Consider the following 16,985-nt stretch of genomic DNA (forward strand, 5'->3'; position numbering starts at 1 on the left):
CGGCCCCAAACACCTTGGAAAGGAGACATGGACCATGAAACCCCACCGCCTTCTTCCCGCGCTGCTGCTTCTTGCCGCGCCAGCCTGGTCAGATGAAACCGCCGAAATCTGTGCTGAAGCCGAAGAGCGTTATGTCGAGCTGTTCGGACACCCCTCGGCCTCGGTCGAGGACGCCAAGGTGGTTTTGATGTACAACTACAATTTCTGCCCGTTCGAACTGACCGTAAAGGCAGGTACAACTGTCCGATGGGTGAACGTCGACAAGCGCACCAGCCACAGTGTGTTGCTGAAAGACGGCAGCGAACCCGAAAGCGACCGGCTGTTCCCGGAAGAAACGGTTGAAATAACCTTCCTGACACCGGGCCCTCAGGATTATCTCTGCGGGCCCCATTGGGAGACACAGAACATGATCGGGATGATCACTGTCGAGCCCTGATCTGAGCTACTCCTACAGACTGAAAACGGAGCGCGGGCGCAAATCCCGCGCTCCTTAACTTATGTCAAGGAGGTTGGTTTTCGATTGCGCCAATCTGCCCTCATGACACGCCCGGCCTACCCAGCAACGTCCCGCAAAAGCATTGGACTCGCGCAGGAAACCCCGGGTTTCGAAGACATTCAGACCCAGCGAGTTTGAACATGAGCGGTAAGGTTTTTCTGATAGGTGCAGGCCCCGGCGACCCTGAACTAATGACGCTGCGTGCCCTGCGAATGCTGCAGGAAGCAGATGTGGTGGTCTATGACAGACTGGTGTCTGCCGACATCCTGAATCTGCACGCCGAAGGCGCGCGGCTGATCCCTGTTGGGAAAGCGCCCAAATGCCACACCGTCCCACAGGACCGGATCAACGAAATCCTTCTGGAAGAGGCCAGCGCAGGTCACACGGTCGCCCGTCTGAAAGGTGGCGATCCGATGATCTTTGGCCGCGGCTCGGAAGAAGCCGCTTATCTGATGGCCCATGGCGTGGCGGTCGAATACGCACCGGGGATAACGGCGGCGCAGGGCGCGTCCTGCTCGACCGGCGTGCCGCTGACCCATCGCGGTCTGGCCACCTCGGTTCAATATGTCACCGGACACCGGCAGGCAGACAAAGTGCTGGATCTGGACTGGAAACGCCTGGCCGACCCGGACACGACCTTGGTGGTCTATATGGGTGTGGCCAACATCGGCCAGATCGCCATGGGGCTGATGACCGAAAACCTGCCGGGATCGACGCCGGTTCTGGCCATCGGAAATGCAACGACACCTGATGAAAGCCGCCTGGTTTCACGGCTGGACCAATTGGCCAACGACGTGCGCACCTCCGGGCTGAAGGCGCCAACGCTTTTCATCATCGGCAAGGTTGTTTCACTTTATGCCGAACAGCCCGTGGCGGACATTCTGGAACGGGCCCATGGCTAAGCTGGGGTGCAGAAAACATGTGCCGTGCCCCGCGCCGAACAGAAATGTGCCTGGCCGCACGGGGTGGGTCGCCCGAACCTTTCTGACAACTGCGGTTCTGGCTGCAACGTCCGCCTTTGCTGCCGATGTCATTGATCCCAACGCACTGAAAAGACTTGTGCATCAGGATTGCGGTTCGTGCCATGGGCTGTCGCTGAAAGGCGGCCTGGGGCCCGATCTGCGCTCGAAAACACTGGAGCATTATGACGCCGAGGTTTTGACCGGCGTCATCCTTGACGGCATCCCCGATACGGCGATGCCCCCGTGGCGGCCTCTGATCAGCGAAGAAGAGGCCGAATGGATTGCCCGATACCTGCTGGAACAGGAGGCACGATGAAATACCTTATCCTCAGCCTTGCGGCGACATTGATGATGACCGCGGCCCAGGCCGAGCCGATGGCGACAGGAGACCTTGGGCTGGTGATCGAACGTGCCAGCGGATCGGTCCTGTTGGTGGACCAGTCCGACCGTGCCGCTCTGGCCCGGATAGAAGGATTGGGCGACTTGTCCCACGCCTCGTTGGTCTATTCACCGGATGAACGTTTTGCTTATGTCTTTGGCCGCGACGGTGGCCTGACCAAGGTTGACATTGTCACCCGCCAGATCGTGAACCGCGTTGTGCAGTCCGGAAACGCCATTGGCGGCGCGATCTCGGACGATGGTACGCTTGTGGCGGTATCGAATTACGAACCCGGCGGTGTGCGCGTGTTTGATGCGCAAACGCTGGAGATGGTGGCTGACATTCCCACTGGCAGCAAAACGATTGGTCTGGTCGACGCGCCGGGCCGCCGCTTCGTTTTCACCATGTGGGACACGGGCGAAACATGGATCGCGGATTTTGCACAGGGGGCGCCTGAGATCACCAGGATCACCGATATCGGCAAGAACCCCTATGACGCGCTAATCACTGCCAATGGCCGCACCTATATCGCCGGCCTGTTTGGCGAGGATGGCCTGACCGCGCTTGACCTGTGGTCCGACAACCCGGAACCGATCCGCGTTCTGCCCGGCTATGGCCGTGGTCAGGAGGAAATGCCGGTCTACAAGATGCCCCATCTGGAAGGTTGGGCGCTGACAGGGTCCGAATTCGTCTTGCCCGCCGTTGGCCACCATGAGGTTTTGTGGGTAGACGCCGCCACTCTGACCGAGACCGGACGCACACAAACCCACGGACAGCCGGTCTTTGCCATGGCCCGCCCGGACGGGCGACAGGTGTGGGTTAACTTTGCCCACCCGCTGAACGATACCATTCAGGTCATCGATACTGTCAGCAAACAGATAATTCACGAGTTCAAGCCCGGCCCGGCCGTTTTGCACATGGAGTTCACACCACGCGGGCACGAAGTCTGGATCAGTGTGCGCGATGCGAACAAGGTCATGGTTTATGACACGCGTAGTTTCGAAAAACTGCGTGAGATCGAGGCCGAAAGCCCGTCAGGCATCTTCTTTACCGCGCGTGCGCACAAAACGGGTCTGTAAGTCATGCAACACATTACAGACCCGATCGACCGTCGCTTACTGGATGAATTTCAGCGCGATTTCCCGGTAATCGAACGCCCGTTTCAGGTTCTTGGAAACGCAGTTGGGCTTGACGAAAGCGAAGTCATCCACCGCCTGACCAGAATGCGCACCACGGGCCGCATCACGCGGGTTGGCGCAACCATTACACCCGGCGTGGTGACGGCCAGTACGCTGGCGGCAGTCTCCGTCCCGGAGGAGCGGCTGGAGGAGGTCGCCGCCCTGATCGACGCCGAACCGGGTGTAAACCACAATTATCAGCGCGAGGACGCCTGGAACCTCTGGTTCGTCGCAACCGGCCCTGATCGGGCACATGTGGATGATACCCTCACACGGATCAGCCGGGTCACCGGGCTGCGTGTTCTGGATTTGCGGCTGGTGCGCCCTTTCAACGTTGATCTCGGGTTCCGCATGATCGGCGGGGTCAAAACCGTGCCCACAGCACGTCAGGTGGATGCGTCTGCGATGCGCGAGGGTGATCGGTGTCTGCTGCAGACGCTGAGCTCGGGTTTGTCTCTGGTCGCCGAACCTTATGCAGATTTGGCACATTCACTGAACCGGGACGTTGATGATGTGATGGCGCGAGTCATCGCGTTGCATACTGCCGGTATCATTTCGCGGCTGGGCGTCATCGTACGTCACCGGGCTCTTGGCTGGTCCGCCAATGCGATGGTTGTCTGGGACTTGCCAGCAGAGCAGATCGACACAGCCGGCCCCGCTTTGGCGGCTTTCCCCGGTGTGACATTGTGTTACGAGCGCAACCCGGTGCCCGGTGTGTGGCCATATCGCCTGTATTCCATGATCCACGCGCGGTCCCGCAGCGAAGCATTGGACGTACTGGCCCGTGCGACGGCCTTGCCCGAACTGACGGGTGCACGGAACAAGGTTCTGTTCTCAACCCGCTGCTTCAAGCAGACCGGTGCGCTGATTCAAACCAAGGAGGTCGCCGCATGACGCTGGACCAAACCGACCGTGCGATTCTGAACCGTATGCAGGACGATCTGCCACTGGTTTCACATCCTTACGCAACAGTCGCCAAAGAACTTGGACTGACCGAGGCCGAATTACTGGCACGCCTGACGCGCATGAAAGAGTCCCGTGTCATCACACGTTTTGGGCCGTTTTTCGATGCCGCAGCAATGGGCGGTGCCTTTTGCCTCTGTGCGATGGCCGTTCCGGCTGGGGAATTCGAAGCGGTCCTGACCAAAGTCAATGCACATCCCGAGGTCGCCCATAATTATGAACGTACGCACCGGCTGAACATGTGGTTCGTTTTGGCCACGGAAACGCCCGAAGGGATCGAGGCCGCAGCCGATGCAATCGAACGGGAAACGGGGATCGAGGTTCTTTGTTTCCCCAAACTTCAGGAATTCTACATCGGCTTTCGGGTGGCGGCATGATCGACGCAACAGACAGACAGATTATCCAAGCACTGCAGGGCGGATTGCCGCTGGTTACCGCCCCATATGCTCAGGTTGCTGATGATCTGGGGATGCAGGAAGCCGACCTGCTTGAGAGGCTGTCAGCCCTCAAAGCACGCGGCGTAATCCGCCGCATCGCAGCCGCCCCTAACCACTACAAGCTGGGAATGACCTCGAACGGCATGACTGTCTGGGATGTCGAAGATGACCGCATCGCCGAATTGGGCGCTCAGATCGGTGCTCTACCCTTTGTCACCCATTGCTATGAACGCCCGCGCGCCTTGCCCGACTGGCCCTATAACCTGTTTGCCATGGTTCACGGTTCGGATCGGGATGAAGTCGAGGAAAAACGCGCCCAGATCACTGCGATCTTGGGTGACGCCTGCCGGGCCAAGGATATCCTCTATTCCACGCGCATCCTGAAAAAGACCGGTTTGCGCCTGAAAAAGAAAGGCTGAGACGATGTTTCGCCTGACCGAATACATGCACCAGCTGGTCAAACCGACCCCGGTGCGAAAACGCCGCCCCGGCCCTGTGAAGCCGGTGGTGATCTGGAACCTGACGCGGCGCTGCAATCTGAAGTGCCGTCATTGCTATACCGTCTCGGCGGATGTTGCGTTCCCGGGCGAGCTCAGCCACGAGCAAGCCATGGTAACCCTTGAGGATCTGGGCCAGTTTCGCGTCCCGGCCCTGATCCTCTCGGGTGGGGAACCACTGGACAGGTTCGATTTCTTCGACATTGCCAAACGTGCCCGAAACCTTGTGCCGATGCTGGCGCTGTCGACCAACGGGACACGAATTCATGATGAGACCGCCGACATGATTGCCGATGTCGGATTCAACTATGTTGGCATCTCGTTGGATGGGATCGGGGCCACGAATGACTGGTTCCGCGGTGTTGAAGGGGCTTTTGCAGACGCCCTGCGCGGTGTGCGTGAATGCAAGAGGCGCGGCATCAAGGTTGGCTTGCGGTTTTGCCTGACCGAAGGCACGCAGCATCACCTGCCGGACCTGCTTCAGCTATGCGACGACGAGGGCGTCGACAAGTTCTACCTTTCGCATCTGGTTTATGCCGGGCGCGGTGACAAGAACCGCGGCGAGGATGCCGAACATAAGCGCACCCGCAAGGGAATGGATCTGCTGTTGGAGCGCGCGTGGGAGGCTGCCTCGGGCGGTCGCCCGCTGGACATCGTGACCGGCAACAATGACGCAGATGCGGGGTATTTCCTGAACTGGATTCGTACGCATTTCGACGCCGAGAAAGCCGCGCATGTCCGCGAGCATCTGGCCGCTTGGGGAGGAAATTCCAGCGGTTTGGGCGTGGCCAATATCGATAATCTGGGCCGGGTCCATCCTGACACGTACTGGTCCGATTACACAGTAGGCAACGTTAAGACGACATCGTTTTCCGAGCTTTGGACCAGCGACGATCCGATGCTGGCTATGCTGCGCACGCGTCCGCGCCCCCTTAAGGGGCGCTGTGGGGCTTGCGAGCTAAAGGATGTCTGCGGTGGCAACACCCGCATCCGAGCCCTGCAACTGACCGGTGATCCCTGGGCCGAAGATCCGGCCTGTTACCTGACAAACGAAGAAATCGGTGTTGACGACGCAGGCGAGCGTCTGCAGGTTACGCCGTTCCGGGGGAAAAGCCATGATCCGGCGCATCAATTCTTTTAGTTCCGTCTGCTCTGAGCCTTCGACATGGGCGCCAGAGGCACCGAAGGGGGCCTCCGGCGGGAGTATTTTTGAAAAGATGAAGCTCGTGTTGATGTGTTCTGTGCTGGGCGCTAGTGGTGCCTGGGCGGATGCACCAACGGATTATGCTGAACATTGTGCGTCCTGCCACGGTGAAAACCGCTTGGGCGGCGTCGGCCCGGCCTTGATCCCCGAGACGCTCCAGCGCATGCGCGGGCCCCGCATCGCAGCGGTAATAGCCGAAGGGCGCGCGGCGACGCAAATGCCTGCTTTCTCGCACGAACTTGACGCTTTGCAGATTGAAGAGCTGGCCGGCTGGCTAAAATCACCGCTGGAAACCGACCCCGAATGGGGCGAGGCCCATATCATGAACAGCCGCACGCTGGATGACGGTTACATCCCCGTTGAGGCGCCAGTGTGGTCAAGTGACCCGATGAACATCACCCTGGTGGTCGAAACCGGGGATCATCATGTCAGTGTGCTGGACGGTGACACGTTTGAGGTTCTGGACCGGTTCGAGACACCCTTCGCGGTTCACGGCGGGCCGAAGTTCAGCCCGGACGGGCGTTACGTATTCATCATGTCCCGGGATGGCTGGGTTCAGAAATACGACATCTGGGCCCTGCAACAGGTGGGGCGCGTACGGGCAGGGCTTAACAGCCGTAACATCGCAATGTCCGGCGACGGCAAGTGGCTGGCCGTTGCGAATTATTTGCCCAACAGTCTGACCTTGCTGTCGACCGAAGACCTGTCGGTGGCAAAAGTCATTGCGATCAAAGGAAAAGCGGGAAAATCCAGCCGCGTATCCGCGGTGTATCAGGCCCCCCCGCGTGAGAGCTTTGTTCTGGCGCTCAAGGATGTTCCCGAGATCTGGGAGGTCTTCTACGGAGCCAACCCGCCGCAATCCGGGCTGGGTCACGACTTTCGCATCGAAGGGCAGTTCAAGAACCCCGATCCTTTCCCGGTGCGCAAGATCACAACGCCCGACTATCTGGACGATTTCTTTTTTGATCAGAGCTATGAATACGTCATGGGTGCCGCGCGCGATGGCAAGGGCGGACAGGTGATCGACCTTGTTATTGGGCACAAGGTGGCCGATCTGGACTTGCCGGGGATGCCGCATCTAGGCTCGGGGATTACGTGGAAGCATGGCGATACGACCGTTATGGCCACGCCGCATCTGACTGACGGCACGGTGTCGGTGATCGACATGGGGACTTGGGAAACCGTCAAGCGGATCAAGACCGAAGGGCCGGGATTCTTCATGCGGAGCCACGAGAATTCGCCTTACGTCTGGGCCGATGTCTTCTTTGGCCCCAACAAGGATGCCATGCATGTGATCGACAAGCAAAGCCTTGAAATCATAAAGACTTTGCGCCCTGCCCCGGGCAAGACCGTGGCACATGTAGAGTTCACAAAGGATGGCCGCCACGCGCTTGTGTCGATCTGGGAAGATGACGGCGCGGTGATCGTTTATGACGCGCAGACGCTGGAAGAAGTGCGCCGCCTGCCGATGCGTAAACCATCTGGGAAGTACAATGTCTGGAACAAAATCACCTTCTCGGAAGGCACCAGCCACTGAGGGCAAATGGCCGGTCTGGAAACTGGCCATTCTGCTTTATCCGGCCACCATGTTGACCGTGGCTATCAACCTGTTTCTGGCCGGGCTGATCCTGCACAGTGCCGGGTTCTCAGCGATAAAACCGGTTCCGGCGATCCTGTGGTCAATCCCGTTGGGCATTCCGGCGACATGGTTGGCCGGGCGCTGGGTTCGAGGGTTGATGGATGAAGCTGACGGGTAGCTGCAAATTCGCGAGCACCTGATCTAAGTCAAGTCTCCGCCTAACAGAATCCCATAGGGTTCGGGAAAGAACGCCGAGTTGGATTCTCAATGCCCACCTTCCACCCCTCGCATAGCTTGTTTGATCGCGTGTCCCGTGCGGTGTGTGGTTTGGTGGGCATTTTCCTGTTGCTTTTGCAAATGCTTGGTCCGGTGCTGGCGAGTCCCGGTGAGAGCATGTGGGTGGAGATCTGCTCGGAGGCGGGCGCGGTCTGGGTTCAAGTTGACCTTGAAGAAGGGCACGACGATCCAACCGCGCCCTGCCCGAAATGCGCGGACTGTGCGCTTTGTGCGGTGAAGGCGTCAGCACCGATGCCGGGCGCTTTGCTGTCCGCAAGCGTCGGAAATGTTCAAAGTGTACGCATTGAACATGGGGAGCAGTGCATTTTGTACAGCCCCAAACACCTGTGGCCCGAAACCCGAGGGCCCCCGTTTGCGACCCGAGAAGAATCTGAACGCGCCCCGCGCGCGTCCATGGCGTCCACCCAATTGATCGGAGGTGCGCCGTGGTCGTAAGTCGCGCAATCCATTTCCTTCTGGCCCTCGTTCTGTCCTGCAGTGTTGCAATCAGTGCACGCGCCGACAGTCTTGCCAGCTTTCTTCCTGATATCGATCCGGCTGACCTGGCCCCAGGCGCCGACGCGTTTGGCCCGGTACGCAGCGACGTGAAGGTTGCCCCTGTCCTTCGGGGTGGCGAGACGATCGCATGGGCTTTTCTGACTTCGGACTTTGTCGGCACGACCGGCTATTCCGGCAAACCCATTCACGTGGTTGCCGCCATTGATGCGGACGCTGTTCTGACCGGCGTTCAGCTGGTCAAGCATTCCGAACCCATCGTGTTGATCGGCATTCCCAATTCCCGCATGGTCGAACTGACCGAAGGCTATGCGGGCCTTGACCTGAAACGAGAGGCCGAGACCGGGGGTGAGGGGCATGACCTCGACATTATCTCGGGCGCGACCGTGACGATCATGGTGATCGATGACAGCCTTGTGCGCGGCGGGATCAAAGTGGCCCGCGCGCTGGGGCTGGGTGGATTGTCTCCGGTACAAGCTGGAGGTCCGCAGCGCGAAGTCGACATGGCGCAGGATGCCATGTACGACTGGACCACATTGTCGGGAGACGGCTCGGTCCGGCGGATGACGCTGGATGTCGGGCAGGTCAATGCCGCCTTCGAAGCCACAGGGGATCAGCGCGCGATCAAGCGACCCGAACCGGGCGAGCCGGATGACACCTTCATCGACATGCACATGGCGCTTGTTTCGGTCCCGTCGATCGGCAAGTCACTGCTGGGTGAGGCCGAATACCGGAACCTGACCAACTGGCTGAACGAAGGCGAACAGGCCATTCTGGTTCTGGGCCGGGGGGCCTATAGCTTCAAGGGATCGGGCTATGTCCGGGGTGGGATCTTTGACCGGATTCAACTGATCCAGGGCGACAGCTCAGTGCGGTTCTTTGACAAGCAGCAGCGCCGTCTGGGTGAGGTTGCAGCGCCAGATGCCCCCAGCTTTACCGAACTGGATATCTTCAAGATCCCCGCTGATGCCGAGTTTGACCCGGCCGAGCCGTTCCGCCTGCAATTGCTGGTGCAGCGTGCCGTCGGGGCGGTTGAAAAGACCTTTCTGACCTTCGATCTGGGATACAAGCTGCCGGAACAGTACCTGTTGCCAGTCACCACCCCATCGGTTGTGGATGATGCAACCGGCGAAGCGGCCGCCAAGGCCGCCCTGTGGCAGCGCATCTGGAAGGATCGCACTGTCGAGATCGCCGGGCTTGGTGTCATGCTGCTGGTGCTGACGGCCACGTTCTTCTTCCAGTTCCACGCCACGATGAATGCGCGCGTCTTTTACTGGTTCCGCATCGGGTACCTGACGATGACCCTGTTCTTCATCGGCTGGTATGCCAATGCACAGCTGAGCGTGGTGAACCTGATGGCGCTGGCGGGCAGTTTGCGCACCGGGTTCTCGTGGGACGCGTTCCTGCTGGATCCGCTGGTCTTTATCCAGTGGTTTGCCGTGGCCGCCGCCCTGTTGTTCTGGGGTCGCGGAGCCTATTGCGGCTGGCTGTGCCCGTTTGGCGCGCTTCAGGAGCTGACCAATAAGATCGCACGGGCGTTTAAAGTGCCGCAATGGACTTTGCCCTGGGGTCTAAACGAGCGGCTCTGGCCTGCAAAATACATGATCTTTTTGGGTCTTTTTGGTCTGAGTTTCGTGTCGATCCCGCTGGCCGAGCAATATGCCGAGATCGAGCCGTTCAAGACCGCGATCATTCTGAAATTCATGCGCGACTGGCCGTTTGTGGTCTTTGCGCTGGTCCTGCTGGGGATCGGGCTGTTCATCGAACGGTTCTATTGCCGCTATCTTTGCCCGCTGGGCGGAGCGCTGGCGATCCCTGCCCGTATCCGCATGTTCGACTGGCTGCGCCGCTACAACGATTGTGGCACGCCCTGTCAGACCTGCGCCAATGAATGCCCCGTTCAGGCGATCCACCCCACCGGTGAGATCAATCCGAACGAGTGCGTCACCTGCCTGCATTGTCAGGTGCTCTATCAGTCCGAGGACAAATGTCCCGTCGTTATCCGCCAACTGAAACGGCGGGCCAAGACCGGGTCGGTCACACCTAAGACCCCCCTCGGGCAACCACCGGCGAACCATCCAAACGCCAAACCGAAAACCGTTTCCTAAAAGGAGGAACGACCATGTCGGACCAAGAAAACAAACTGAACATCACGCGCCGCGGTATGCTGGGGGCCACTGCCACCGGTGCCGTCATCGCCGGGACCGGTCTGGGATCGACCCTGATGACCGCGAAAGAGGCCAGCGCTGCCGCCAAGCAGCATCTGGAGCCGGGCGAGCTGGACGAATATTACGGCTTCTGGTCGTCGGGCCAGACCGGCGAACTGCGCATTCTAGGCGTGCCGTCCATGCGCGAGCTGATGCGGGTGCCGGTGTTCAACCGCTGCTCGGCCACGGGCTGGGGCCAGACCAACGAGTCGCTGAAGGTTCTGACCGAGGGCCTTCTGCCTGAAACCAAGGAGTTCCTGGCTGCAAACGGCAAGGTCACCTATGACAACGGCGACCTGCACCACCCGCATATGTCGTTCACCGACGGCACCTATGATGGCCGTTATCTGTTCATGAACGACAAGGCCAACACCCGCGTGGCCCGTGTGCGCTGTGACGTGATGAAATGCGACAAGATCATCGAGATCCCGAACGCGCATGACATCCACGGCCTGCGTCCGCAGAAATTCCCGCGCACCGGCTATGTCTTTGCCAACGGTGAGCACGAGGCCCCGCTGGTCAATGACGGCCAGATCCTTGATGATCCGTCACAATATGTGAACATCTTTACTGCCATCGACGGCGACACCATGGAAGTTGCATGGCAGGTGATGGTGTCGGGTAACCTCGATAACACCGACTGCGACTATCAGGGCAAATACGCCTTCTCGACCTCGTATAACTCGGAAATGGGTATGAACCTGGCCGAGATGACCGAGAACGAGCTGGACCATGTGGTCGTGTTCAACCTCAAAGGTATCGAAGAGGCCGTAGCGGCCGGGAACTATCAGGAACTGAACGGCGTCAAGGTCGTGGACGGGCGTAAAGAGGCGGGTGGAAACCTGACCCGGTACATCCCGATCCCGAACTCGCCACACGGTGTGAACGCAGCGCCTGACAAGAAACACATCATGATCAACGGCAAGCTGTCGCCGACCGTGTCCGTGATCGATGTGGAAAAGGTCGATGCGCTGTTCAGCGAAAACGCCGATCCGCGTTCCGCTGTTGTCGCCGAGCCGCAGCTGGGTCTTGGCCCGCTTCACACGGCGTTCGACGGCAAGGGCAACGCTTATACCACCCTGTTCCTGGACAGCCAGGTGGTGAAGTGGGACATCGCCAAGGCGATCGAGGCCTATGCGGGTGCTGATGTTGACCCGATCGTCGACAAGGTCGACGTGCATTACCAGCCGGGCCACAACTCGACCTCGATGGGTGAAACTGCCGAAGCCGATGGCAAGTGGCTGATTTCGATGAACAAGTTTTCGAAAGACCGCTTCCTGAACGTAGGCCCGCTGAAGCCCGAAAATGAGCAGCTGATCGATATTTCCGGCGACAAGATGAAGGTGGTCCATGACGGCCCGACCTTTGCCGAGCCGCATGACTCGATCATTGTTCACCGGTCCAAGGTGAACCCGGTGAATGTCTGGGACCGCAACGACCCAATGTGGGAAGAGGCGCGCGCGCAGGCTGCCGCTGACGGCGTCGATCTGGACGAAGGTGCCGAGGAACCGATCCGGGACGGCAACAAGGTGCGGGTCTACATGACCTCGACCGCGCCCGTGTTCAGCATGGAGAAGTTCACCGTCAAACAGGGTGACGAAGTGACCGTTTATGTCACCAACCTGGATGACGTGGACGATGTGACCCACGGCTTCTGCCTGTCGAACTTCGGTATCGCGATGGAAGTTGCACCGCAGGCCACGGCCTCGGTCACGTTCATTGCCGACCGTCCGGGCGTGCACTGGTTCTATTGCCAGTGGTTCTGCCACGCGCTGCACATGGAGATGCGCGGCCGGATGTTTGTTGAGCCGCGGAGCGCATAAACATGCGTTGGCCCCTGCTCATACCGCTCCTGCTCGGCTCGCCCCTTTGGGCGGCGGACTGGGATGTGCCCAACCGGGCGGGGGCCATCAACGAGATACTGGCGCAGGCGGCGGATGGGGACACCCTTCGCCTGAGCCCCGGCGATTACGTCGAGCAGTTGGTTCTGGACCGGCCCGTGACCCTCGACGGGCTGGGACAGGCCACCATCGACGGACAAGGCCAAGGCAGCGTGATCACAGTGACCGGGCCGGGCGTGACCCTGCGCGGGCTTACGGTGATCGGATCAGGCTCGGATCATGACGGGATCGACAGCGGCATCCAGCTGACCAAGACGGCGCGCGCGCCGGTGGTCGAGGATAACGTGCTGCTGGGCAATCTTTACGGCATCGACATACACGGTGCGAAGGACAGCATCGTACGACGCAACCGGATTGAAGGGCGGCAGGATCGCCACATGAACGCGCGTGGCAATGGTGTCTATGTCTGGAACGCGCCGGGTGCGGTGGTTGAAGGCAATGACATCCGCTATGGCCGCGACGGGATCTTTGTGAACTCGTCCAAGAAGAATACCTTTACCGGCAACCTGTTCCGCGATCTGCGGTTTGCCGTTCACTACATGTATGCCGACGACTCGGTCGTCAGCGACAATGTCTCGATCGGCAACGATCTGGGCTATGCGGTGATGTTCACGACCAATGTGCGGGTCGCCAACAATGTCTCGATCGGGGACCGCGAACATGGCGTGATGCTGAATTACGCCAACAAGAGCGTCATCACCGGCAATGTGGTGAAAGGTGCCAAGGAGAAATGCACCTTCCTCTATAACTCGAACAAGAACGAATTCACCGACAACTGGTTTGAGGGATGCGGCATCGGTATCCACTTTACCGCTGGCAGTGAACGCAACCGCATCGTTGGCAATTCATTCATCGGCAACCGGACGCAGGTGAAATATGTCTCGACCAAGTGGGTCGAGTGGTCCGAAGACGGGCGCGGCAACTACTGGTCCGATTTTGCCTCCTATGATGTGGATGGCAACGGCATCGCCGATGTCCCCTATCGACCCAATGACAGTATGGACCATGTGCTGTGGACCCAACCCGCAGCCAAATTGCTGCTCGGCTCGCCTGCCGTACAGCTGGTACGCTGGTCGCAATCGGCCTTCCCGGCACTGTTGCCGGGGGGTGTGATGGACAGCAACCCATTGATGCAAGCCCCTGAACCCCCAGCTATGAAAAAGGTGCCTCATGACGGATAAGGCCCTGTCAATTGACCATGTCAGCAAGAACCGGGGGAAAACCTGCGTTCTTGACGATATCACCCTATCCCTTGCCCCCGGTCAGCGCGTGGCGCTGCTGGGCCATAACGGCGCGGGAAAGTCGACCCTGATCAAGTCCATCCTTGGCCTGACGCCCATTCGGGACGGGGCCATTCGGATCGGGGACGCCACCCCTGGCAGCGCGCAGGCGCGACAGGATACGGCGTATCTGCCCGAGGCGGTCTCGTTTCACCCGGCGTTGACCGGGCGCGAGCAGCTGACGCTGTTTACAAAACTGTCCGGGTCAAAAGCCGATGTGCCCGGCCTGTTGGAGCGCGTTGGTCTGAGCGACGCATTGGACCGCCGGATCGGGGCCTATTCCAAGGGGATGCGGCAACGTCTGGGGCTGGCGCAGGTGCTGCTGGGACAGCCGAAAGTGGCGCTGCTAGACGAGCCGACATCCGGCCTGGACCCGATCTCGCGGCAGGACCTTTATGCCATCATTGATGAATTGGCCGCGCAGGGTACCGCCGTGCTGATTGCCAGCCATGCTTTGACCGAGGTTGAGGCGCGCACCGACCGGATCGCCATCATGCGCAAGGGTCGGATGGTCGCCGATGACACGCTGAACAACCTCTCGGCGCTGGCCGGGCTGCCGATCCGCCTGAAGGTGCGTGCCAGCGCCAATGCGGATGCCTTGGCCGCCGAACTGGGCGGCAACCGGATCAACGGCGCGTCCGTTGAGCTGCTCTGCACACCCGAAGACAAGATGGAGGCCCTGCGCCGGATCGCCGGGTTGGGCGATGCGGTAGCGGATGTGGAAATGACACCGCCCAAGCTGGAGGACCTTTATCGCCACTATGCACAGGAGGAGAGGACATGACCCGCTTCCTTGCCATCACCCGAACTGAAATGCTGATCCTGCGCCGCAACCGCTGGCTGTTGGTTGCCACGCTGATCATGGTGCTGTTCGCCTTGGCGCTGACCTTTGCGGGCAGTGCGCCCACCGGCACATTGGGTGTCGATATGCTGACCGTATCGGTCGCGTCGATGACCACGTTGTCGGTCTATCTTGCGCCTTTGCTGGCGCTGATGATTTCCTTCGATGCCATCGCGGGCGATGTGGACCGGGGCAGCCTGTCGCTGCTGCTGTCCTATCCGGCCGGGCGCGGGGAAATCCTGTTGGGCAAGTTCTGCGCCCATCTGGCCGCGCTGGCCTTTGCCATGACCGTCGGTTTTGGCACCGCAGGTGCGGTAGCCGCTTACTTTGGTGGTGCGGGGCCGGAAAGCCTGATGGCGCTGGTGCGACTTGTCCTGACCTCGATCCTGCTGGGCGCCGTGTTTCTGGCGCTTGGATACCTGCTGTCCGCTTTGGCGAGGGGCGCCACGGCGGCGGCGGGTCTGTCGGCCGGGCTTTGGCTGGTTTTTGTCGTCCTTTATGATCTGGGCCTGTTGGGGGCTGTCGTCATGGACAAGGGCGGCGCCTTCACCCAATCCGTCTTTCCATGGGTGATGGTGGCCAACCCGGCCGACGCTTTCCGCTTGTGGAACATCGCCGCGACGGAAGGCGTGGCCATGGCTTCGGGCATGACCGGGGCCGCACAGGCCCTGCCGGTCTGGGCCGCGCCCGCGTCGCTGCTGATCTGGCCGGTGCTGGGCTTTGCCCTTGCAAGGTTGGCTTTCCGGAGGGTTGAGCCATGAGACGTCTTGCCCTGATCGCATTGCTCGCACTGGCGGCCTGCAAGGAAGAGCTGGCCGAGACCCCCGATCCGGTCGACCTGACACCCGATGCGCTGAGCTATTTCTGCCAGATGAATGTCGCCGAACATGGCGGCCCCAAGGGGCAGGTTCATCTGGAAGGCTATCCGGCCCCGCTTTTCTTTGCACAGGTGCGGGACATGGTGGCCTATCTGAAAAGCCCCGAGCGCGATGCGGATATCACGGCCATCTATGTCAGCGATATGGGCGTTGCGCCAAGCTGGCGGCAGCCGGGGATTTCGAACTGGATCGCTGCGGATGGTGCGACTTTTGTGGTTGGTGCCGATGTGGCCGGCGGCATGGGCGCGCGCGAAGTGGTGCCTTTTGCCGATCCTGCCGATGCCCAGGTTTTCGCGGATACCTATGGCGGGACCGCGATGCGCCTGCCCGACATTCCTGATGCCGAAGTGCTTGGCCCGGTCGATCTTGATCTGAAGTTGGAGACCCCCGTATGACCGCCCTGTCCCGTCGCCGATTTCTAATCATTTCGGCCGCCTGTGCGGCCTCCCCGGCCATGGCCTTTGACACGCACTGGCGCGGCACCGCCCTTGGGGCTGCCGCCAGCCTGCGGCTGGTCGGGCTGACAGATGCCGAGGCCGCACCAATCATTGCCGCCGTCGAGGGTGAGGTGACCCGGCTGGAGGATATCTTCAGCCTGTACCGTCCGCAGTCACAGCTGAGCCGCCTGAACCGCGACGGTGTTTTGACCGAACCCGCGCCTGAGCTGTTGAATGTGCTGAGCCTGAGCAGTGCGCTGCATCAGGCATCCGGCGGCGCATTCGACCCCAGCATTCAGCCCCTGTGGTATGCCTTGGCAACAGGCGCTGGCCCCGAAGATCTGGCTGCCGCCCGCGCTGCTGTGGGCTGGGAACGGGTGTCTTTCGATGCCGCGTCGGTGCGACTGCCGGTGCCGGGTCAGTCGGCCCTGACGCTGAACGGTATCGCCCAGGGAGCGATCACGGATCGGATCGCTGCGCTGCTGCGTGGCCTTGGCTTGCGTGATGTTCTGGTCGACATGGGAGAGGTTGCCGCCTTGGGTGTGCGTGGCGACGGCACGCCCTGGAAAGCCGGGTTGGCCGCGCCGGACCAGCGGGTTCTGAAACGGGTCGCGCTCCGTGACCGCGCGGTCGCGACATCATCGTCGCTGGGGACGCAGCTGGGACAGGGTTTGGGCCACATCATCACCCCGGACGGGCCTGCAAACCGGGACAGAACGGTTTCGGTTTCTGCCCCTGACGCGGTGATCGCAGATGGGCTGTCTACTGCGATATGCGCGGCGCCGGACAGTCAAGCAGCTGAAATCTTGAGACATTTTACCGGAGCCCGTGTCGAACTGAATGTATGACGCATGGTCGCAAATCTCAGGTGGGTCAGGAAAATTCGCCAAGAACATGATATTCGCGAAAAACATGATATAGGTCAATTCGTGCGCTGCTTCGCGCAGTTAGGAA

At 60.3% G+C, this 16,985-nt stretch carries 18 protein-coding genes; all 18 read left to right on the forward strand.

What is annotated here, in order from left to right; all coding sequences use genetic code 11:
- Window positions 1-34: 34 nt before the first annotated feature.
- The 18 genes from ACR0BK_RS15915 to ACR0BK_RS16000 all read left to right on the forward strand — a co-directional run bounded on the left by ACR0BK_RS15915 (window position 35) and on the right by ACR0BK_RS16000 (window position 16,879).
- Entirely contained in the window at window positions 35-436 is a 402-nt protein-coding gene (locus tag ACR0BK_RS15915; protein ID WP_480520494.1) for a cupredoxin domain-containing protein, read from the forward strand.
- A gap of 200 nt (window positions 437-636) precedes the next feature.
- The gene (cobA, locus tag ACR0BK_RS15920; protein WP_480555371.1) at window positions 637-1,398 is read left to right on the forward strand and encodes a uroporphyrinogen-III C-methyltransferase; all 762 of its coding nucleotides are present in this window, start codon (window positions 637-639) and stop codon (window positions 1,396-1,398) included.
- Window positions 1,399-1,444: 46 nt separating this feature from the next.
- Window positions 1,445-1,774: a c-type cytochrome gene (locus ACR0BK_RS15925; RefSeq protein WP_480477375.1), complete on the forward strand. Its 330-nt coding sequence runs from the start codon at window positions 1,445-1,447 to the stop codon at window positions 1,772-1,774.
- Complete coding sequence (locus ACR0BK_RS15930; protein WP_480555372.1) at window positions 1,771-2,916, forward strand: cytochrome D1 domain-containing protein; 1,146 nt, start codon at window positions 1,771-1,773, stop codon at window positions 2,914-2,916. Before ACR0BK_RS15925 ends, ACR0BK_RS15930 begins: the two co-directional genes overlap by 4 nt.
- Window positions 2,917-2,919: 3 nt before the next feature.
- Window positions 2,920-3,909, forward strand: coding sequence for a siroheme decarboxylase subunit beta (gene ahbB, locus ACR0BK_RS15935; protein ID WP_480520490.1), 990 nt, complete (start codon window positions 2,920-2,922; stop codon window positions 3,907-3,909).
- Window positions 3,906-4,355 (forward strand): Lrp/AsnC family transcriptional regulator, encoded by a 450-nt coding sequence (locus ACR0BK_RS15940; RefSeq protein WP_480520488.1) that lies wholly within the window; start codon window positions 3,906-3,908, stop codon window positions 4,353-4,355. Before ahbB (ACR0BK_RS15935) ends, ACR0BK_RS15940 begins: the two co-directional genes overlap by 4 nt.
- Entirely contained in the window at window positions 4,352-4,834 is a 483-nt protein-coding gene (ahbB, locus tag ACR0BK_RS15945; protein ID WP_480494078.1) for a siroheme decarboxylase subunit beta, read from the forward strand. The genes ACR0BK_RS15940 and ahbB (ACR0BK_RS15945) overlap by 4 nt, the downstream gene beginning before the upstream one ends.
- A 4-nt stretch (window positions 4,835-4,838) precedes the next feature.
- Window positions 4,839-6,053: a heme d1 biosynthesis radical SAM protein NirJ gene (gene nirJ / locus ACR0BK_RS15950; RefSeq protein WP_480555373.1), complete on the forward strand. Its 1,215-nt coding sequence runs from the start codon at window positions 4,839-4,841 to the stop codon at window positions 6,051-6,053.
- A 76-nt stretch (window positions 6,054-6,129) separates the two neighbouring features.
- Window positions 6,130-7,653 (forward strand): cytochrome D1 domain-containing protein, encoded by a 1,524-nt coding sequence (locus ACR0BK_RS15955; protein WP_480520481.1) that lies wholly within the window; start codon window positions 6,130-6,132, stop codon window positions 7,651-7,653.
- The gene (locus ACR0BK_RS15960) at window positions 7,610-7,873 is read left to right on the forward strand and encodes a hypothetical protein (protein ID WP_480494072.1); all 264 of its coding nucleotides are present in this window, start codon (window positions 7,610-7,612) and stop codon (window positions 7,871-7,873) included. Before ACR0BK_RS15955 ends, ACR0BK_RS15960 begins: the two co-directional genes overlap by 44 nt.
- 89 nt (window positions 7,874-7,962) lie before the next feature.
- Window positions 7,963-8,427, forward strand: coding sequence for a DUF2946 family protein (locus tag ACR0BK_RS15965; protein ID WP_480555374.1), 465 nt, complete (start codon window positions 7,963-7,965; stop codon window positions 8,425-8,427).
- Complete coding sequence (locus ACR0BK_RS15970) at window positions 8,418-10,595, forward strand: 4Fe-4S binding protein (RefSeq protein ID WP_480555376.1); 2,178 nt, start codon at window positions 8,418-8,420, stop codon at window positions 10,593-10,595. The genes ACR0BK_RS15965 and ACR0BK_RS15970 overlap by 10 nt, the downstream gene beginning before the upstream one ends.
- A 14-nt stretch (window positions 10,596-10,609) precedes the next feature.
- The gene (gene nosZ, locus ACR0BK_RS15975) at window positions 10,610-12,517 is read left to right on the forward strand and encodes a TAT-dependent nitrous-oxide reductase (RefSeq protein WP_480484303.1); all 1,908 of its coding nucleotides are present in this window, start codon (window positions 10,610-10,612) and stop codon (window positions 12,515-12,517) included.
- A 2-nt stretch (window positions 12,518-12,519) separates the two neighbouring features.
- Entirely contained in the window at window positions 12,520-13,776 is a 1,257-nt protein-coding gene (locus ACR0BK_RS15980; RefSeq protein WP_480555377.1) for a nitrous oxide reductase family maturation protein NosD, read from the forward strand.
- A complete protein-coding gene (locus ACR0BK_RS15985) occupies window positions 13,766-14,659 on the forward strand; it encodes an ABC transporter ATP-binding protein (protein WP_480555379.1) in 894 nt (297 codons plus the stop codon). Before ACR0BK_RS15980 ends, ACR0BK_RS15985 begins: the two co-directional genes overlap by 11 nt.
- A complete protein-coding gene (locus ACR0BK_RS15990) occupies window positions 14,656-15,477 on the forward strand; it encodes an ABC transporter permease (protein WP_480477397.1) in 822 nt (273 codons plus the stop codon). The genes ACR0BK_RS15985 and ACR0BK_RS15990 overlap by 4 nt, the downstream gene beginning before the upstream one ends.
- Window positions 15,474-15,989 (forward strand): nitrous oxide reductase accessory protein NosL, encoded by a 516-nt coding sequence (locus ACR0BK_RS15995; RefSeq protein WP_480477399.1) that lies wholly within the window; start codon window positions 15,474-15,476, stop codon window positions 15,987-15,989. The genes ACR0BK_RS15990 and ACR0BK_RS15995 overlap by 4 nt, the downstream gene beginning before the upstream one ends.
- Window positions 15,986-16,879, forward strand: coding sequence for an FAD:protein FMN transferase (locus ACR0BK_RS16000; protein WP_480555381.1), 894 nt, complete (start codon window positions 15,986-15,988; stop codon window positions 16,877-16,879). The genes ACR0BK_RS15995 and ACR0BK_RS16000 overlap by 4 nt, the downstream gene beginning before the upstream one ends.
- Window positions 16,880-16,985 lie beyond the last annotated feature (106 nt).

The organism is Ruegeria sp. AF1 (assembly GCF_056542125.1).

Excerpts from the sequence above, each read along its gene's own strand:
- ahbB (WP_480494078.1), top strand. The coding sequence starts at position 4,352 with ATGATCGACGCAACAGACAGACAGATTATCCAAGCACTGCAGGGCGGA.
- ACR0BK_RS15995 (WP_480477399.1), top strand. The coding sequence starts at position 15,474 with ATGAGACGTCTTGCCCTGATCGCATTGCTCGCACTGGCGGCCTGCAAG.
- ACR0BK_RS15980 (WP_480555377.1), top strand. The coding sequence starts at position 12,520 with ATGCGTTGGCCCCTGCTCATACCGCTCCTGCTCGGCTCGCCCCTTTGG.
- ACR0BK_RS15965 (WP_480555374.1), top strand. The coding sequence starts at position 7,963 with ATGCCCACCTTCCACCCCTCGCATAGCTTGTTTGATCGCGTGTCCCGT.
- ACR0BK_RS16000 (WP_480555381.1), top strand. The coding sequence starts at position 15,986 with ATGACCGCCCTGTCCCGTCGCCGATTTCTAATCATTTCGGCCGCCTGT.
- ahbB (WP_480520490.1), top strand. The coding sequence starts at position 2,920 with ATGCAACACATTACAGACCCGATCGACCGTCGCTTACTGGATGAATTT.
- ACR0BK_RS15915 (WP_480520494.1), top strand. The coding sequence starts at position 35 with ATGAAACCCCACCGCCTTCTTCCCGCGCTGCTGCTTCTTGCCGCGCCA.
- ACR0BK_RS15940 (WP_480520488.1), top strand. The coding sequence starts at position 3,906 with ATGACGCTGGACCAAACCGACCGTGCGATTCTGAACCGTATGCAGGAC.
- nirJ (WP_480555373.1), top strand. The coding sequence starts at position 4,839 with ATGTTTCGCCTGACCGAATACATGCACCAGCTGGTCAAACCGACCCCG.
- ACR0BK_RS15955 (WP_480520481.1), top strand. The coding sequence starts at position 6,130 with ATGAAGCTCGTGTTGATGTGTTCTGTGCTGGGCGCTAGTGGTGCCTGG.
- ACR0BK_RS15985 (WP_480555379.1), top strand. The coding sequence starts at position 13,766 with ATGACGGATAAGGCCCTGTCAATTGACCATGTCAGCAAGAACCGGGGG.
- ACR0BK_RS15930 (WP_480555372.1), top strand. The coding sequence starts at position 1,771 with ATGAAATACCTTATCCTCAGCCTTGCGGCGACATTGATGATGACCGCG.
- ACR0BK_RS15990 (WP_480477397.1), top strand. The coding sequence starts at position 14,656 with ATGACCCGCTTCCTTGCCATCACCCGAACTGAAATGCTGATCCTGCGC.
- cobA (WP_480555371.1), top strand. The coding sequence starts at position 637 with ATGAGCGGTAAGGTTTTTCTGATAGGTGCAGGCCCCGGCGACCCTGAA.
- ACR0BK_RS15960 (WP_480494072.1), top strand. The coding sequence starts at position 7,610 with ATGTCTGGAACAAAATCACCTTCTCGGAAGGCACCAGCCACTGAGGGC.
- nosZ (WP_480484303.1), top strand. The coding sequence starts at position 10,610 with ATGTCGGACCAAGAAAACAAACTGAACATCACGCGCCGCGGTATGCTG.